The organism is Alcanivorax sp. HI0083, from assembly GCF_001635175.1.
Window position 1 is genome coordinate 1 of the sequence record NZ_LWFX01001387.1, and the last position, 3,272, is coordinate 3,272.

Below are 3,272 nucleotides of genomic sequence, written 5' to 3' on the forward strand. Positions count from 1 at the left end.
CCCGGGCCAGATCCAACGCCGTCTCGATCCCCAGCGCCTCAAGGCGGCCCATCAACCGGCGCCCTACTCCCCACACCCGAGACACCGGTGTTAGCGCCAGCAACTTTTCCCGGCGCGCCGGGTCCGTCAGCACCACGGTGCCGCCCGTGGCGGGGTAACGCTTGGCCGCGTGGTTGGCGAGCTTGGCCAGCACCTTGGTGGGCGCTACCCCCACGCACACTGGCACCCCGACCCAACGAGCAACACGCGCTCGCACCTGCTGCGCCAGCGGCAACAGCTCAGCTCCCCCCATCAACGACAGATCCAGAAACGCCTCATCAATGGAATACACCTCTACTTGGGGAACCAGGGTTTCCAGGGTCGCCATCACCCGCTGGGAAATATCCCCGTACAGCGCATAGTTGGATGAAAAGACCGCAATTTTATGGCGGGCAATCAGATCACGGGCCAGATGTACCGGCATGCCGGTTTTTACCCCCAGCGCCTTGGCTTCCGCAGACCCGGCCACAATACAGCCATCATTATTGGAGAGCACCACCACAGGCCGCCCCTGAAGATCCGGGCGGAACAGGCGCTCACAGGCGGCGTAAAAGCTATTGCAGTCGACCAGGGCAAACATGGCCGCCGTTACCCTCGGCCCCGCAAGGCATGCAGGCAAAACGTCACCACCCCGAAAAGGTCTACGCCGTCATCACCGATGGGGATTGGTGCATAGGCCGCATTGCGGGGCTTGAGCATGGGCGTGGGTAACAGCTGCAACTCCTTCACCGTGAATTCGCCCTCCAGTGAAGCGACCACCACATCGCCCGCAACAGCTTCCAGTGAGCGGTCCACAATGAGAATATCACCGGAGAAAATACCGGCATCCACCATGGAGTCCCCCTCCACGCGCAACAGAAACGTGGACGCCGGCCGGCGAATGCATAGCCGGTTCAGGTCCAGGTGTTCATCCAGATACCCCTGAGCCGGAGACGGGAACCCCGCAGCAATGCGTTCACTGAAAAAAGGCAGGGCAGACATAGCAACATACCGGGAATCCACAGTCGGACAAGCATGACAAAATACTGTCTTTATGTACAGTTATCGATAATCCAGCTTCACCCCAGGCTGTCGCCCTGGCGACACAAATGACAAGAAAGCGACAAAACGACAAACAACGCCTATCCACCCTCTGCAACTCCTGACGTAACTTACTGTCATAGACATTATGTGCGGCTCGCATCGCCTGCGAGCTCGCACCGGGCAAGCATGAGAGCCACTATGAACACGAAGAGTCATCACCGCTGGATGTCCGATTTTCTGGAAGAAATGGGCCTGCCCGCCCAAGCAGAATTTCAGGGCTACGTTCTGTTCAATCTGGAGCAGAATGCCTTTATCGCCACCAGCAGACACAACCCGGACAGCTCACATCAGCAACTGGTCAGGCCCTGCGCCTGGGCCCACTGTTATCCCTACATCATGCACGCCAGCGACGCCGCCAGCGGGCTGGGCGCCGAATACGAAATTCGCGCGCTTTTCCGGCTCAACGGCCGGTATCTGTCCTGTTCGGTGTGATTGGGCGGTCAAGGACTTGAGATTGAACGCAAGACGCTCGGAGCTCGACGATTGCGACTGGCATCCGGCATCAAGCGTCTAGCCCAGACATAAAAAAACCGCCAAAAGCGGTTTTTTTTATGTCTGGAGCGGGTGAAGAGAATCGAACTCTCGTATGCAGCTTGGGAAGCTGCCGTTCTACCATTGAACTACACCCGCCTGTTTGAAACGGCAATATAGTCAAAACCCATCAACTTGGCCAGTGTTGAAGCAAAATCGTCAAAGTTTCGACAAGTGGCTGTTTAAAACAGTTCATCGCGGATGAGGCTGAATAACAGGCTCTAGCCGTTTGATTAGCTTATGGCGAATACCCTGCATTTTGCCGAACGCTCAACGCCGGATGCCTGACGTCAAACCCCATAGCCTGAGTGTTTGTCACTATTGCGGTACCTCTTTTGAGGGGTATTTTGAGGAATACTCAGGGCCATTATTCAGGAAATAATCGGGTAATGCGTTTTGCGAAGAGCGCATAGGAGCCAAGATTTTCAGGTTTTGAATGCAAGCGTCCGCCGTCGGGCACCCGGCGTCCTGCGGCAACCAGGGTAGGATTGAGGCAAATCCTGAAATCGGCTCATCACTCAACCCTGCGATGAACCTTTAGAAGCAAGTCACTGGGAAGACAAAGCAGTTGCCAGCGTCCGTTTCGGTGCGTATAGAAGAAGCAACAAGCGTCAGCCAAAGAAGGATACCAACCATGCCAGTGGCATTTATCAGCGGGGGCCGGGGGTTTCTCGGTGGGCACATTATCGACCAGCTTCTCGACAAACAGTGGGAGGTAGTCGCACTGGTGCGCCCCAACAGTGATGCCAGTACCCTGCACGCCAAAGAAGGCGTGTCCGTAGTGCAGGCACCACTGGATAATGCCACGGAGTTGGCGCTGGTCATGCCGGCCACTCCCGATGCCGTTTTCCATGTGGCCGGCAATACCAGCCTCTGGCGTCGTGGTAATGCACAGCAATACCGTGACAACGTGCTCGGCACCCAGGCCATGGTCAGCGCCGCCCTGAAAAACGTGGCCGGCCGCTTTATTCATACCTCGTCCATCTCTGCCTGGGGCATTCAGGACAACCCGATCAACGAGCTGACGCCCTCCAATGCCGCCAATGACTGGATCGGCTACAACCGCACCAAGTTTCTGGCAGAACAAGAAGTGGAAAACGGCATTCGCCAGGGCCTGGACGCGGTGATCATGAATCCCTGCGGCATTATTGGTGCCGGCGATACCCACAACTGGTCACAGATGATCCGCATGATCAACGACGGAAAACTGCCCGGTGTACCCCCAGGGGGCGGAAATTTCTGTGCGGTAGAGGAAGTGGCACGGGCCCATATTGCGGCGCTGGAACACGGTATTTGCGGCGAGCGTTATATTCTGGCCGGCGTGGAAGCCAGTTTCCTGACCCTGGTCCAGACCATTGCCGACCGGCTGGGGCGCAAGGCGCCGCAGCGTACCGTACCCCCGGCCCTGCTGAAACTGGCCGGCCAGCTCTACCCCATCGGCAGCCTGTTCACCGGCGAAGAACCCCGCCTGACCCCGGAAAAAGTGGCCCTGATCACCAGCCGCGTGCATGCCGACGGCAGCAAGGCCGTGGAACAGCTGGGCTTTAATGATCAGGTGCCGCTGGCCACCATGCTGGAAAACTGCATTGCCTGGATGGCCCGGGAACGGATGTTGTAAC

The 3,272-nt window shown here is 57.6% G+C and carries 4 protein-coding genes and 1 tRNA gene; 2 read left to right on the top strand and 3 right to left on the bottom strand.

The window, feature by feature from the left end; all coding sequences use genetic code 11:
• Positions 1–619 (bottom strand): Y-family DNA polymerase (locus A3754_RS20975; RefSeq protein ID WP_197468757.1); only part of this gene is annotated, 619 nt, incomplete at its 3' end.
• Between the two features lie 8 nt (positions 620–627).
• Positions 628–1,020, bottom strand: a complete 393-nt coding sequence (umuD, locus tag A3754_RS20980) for a translesion error-prone DNA polymerase V autoproteolytic subunit (RefSeq protein WP_063521227.1) — start codon at positions 1,018–1,020, stop codon at positions 628–630.
• A 240-nt stretch (positions 1,021–1,260) separates the two neighbouring features.
• Between umuD and A3754_RS20985 the strand changes: the two genes are divergently transcribed.
• On the top strand, positions 1,261–1,554 hold the full coding sequence (locus tag A3754_RS20985) for a hypothetical protein (protein WP_063518892.1): 294 nt from the start codon (positions 1,261–1,263) through the stop codon (positions 1,552–1,554).
• Positions 1,555–1,678: 124 nt separating this feature from the next.
• On the opposite strand, the gene A3754_RS20990 is transcribed toward A3754_RS20985, so the two are convergent.
• A tRNA-Gly gene (locus A3754_RS20990) sits at positions 1,679–1,752 on the bottom strand.
• Positions 1,753–2,287: 535 nt separating this feature from the next.
• Between A3754_RS20990 and A3754_RS20995 the strand changes: the two genes are divergently transcribed.
• The gene (locus A3754_RS20995) at positions 2,288–3,271 is read left to right on the top strand and encodes an NAD-dependent epimerase/dehydratase family protein (RefSeq protein WP_063521228.1); all 984 of its coding nucleotides are present in this window, start codon (positions 2,288–2,290) and stop codon (positions 3,269–3,271) included.
• Position 3,272 lies beyond the last annotated feature (1 nt).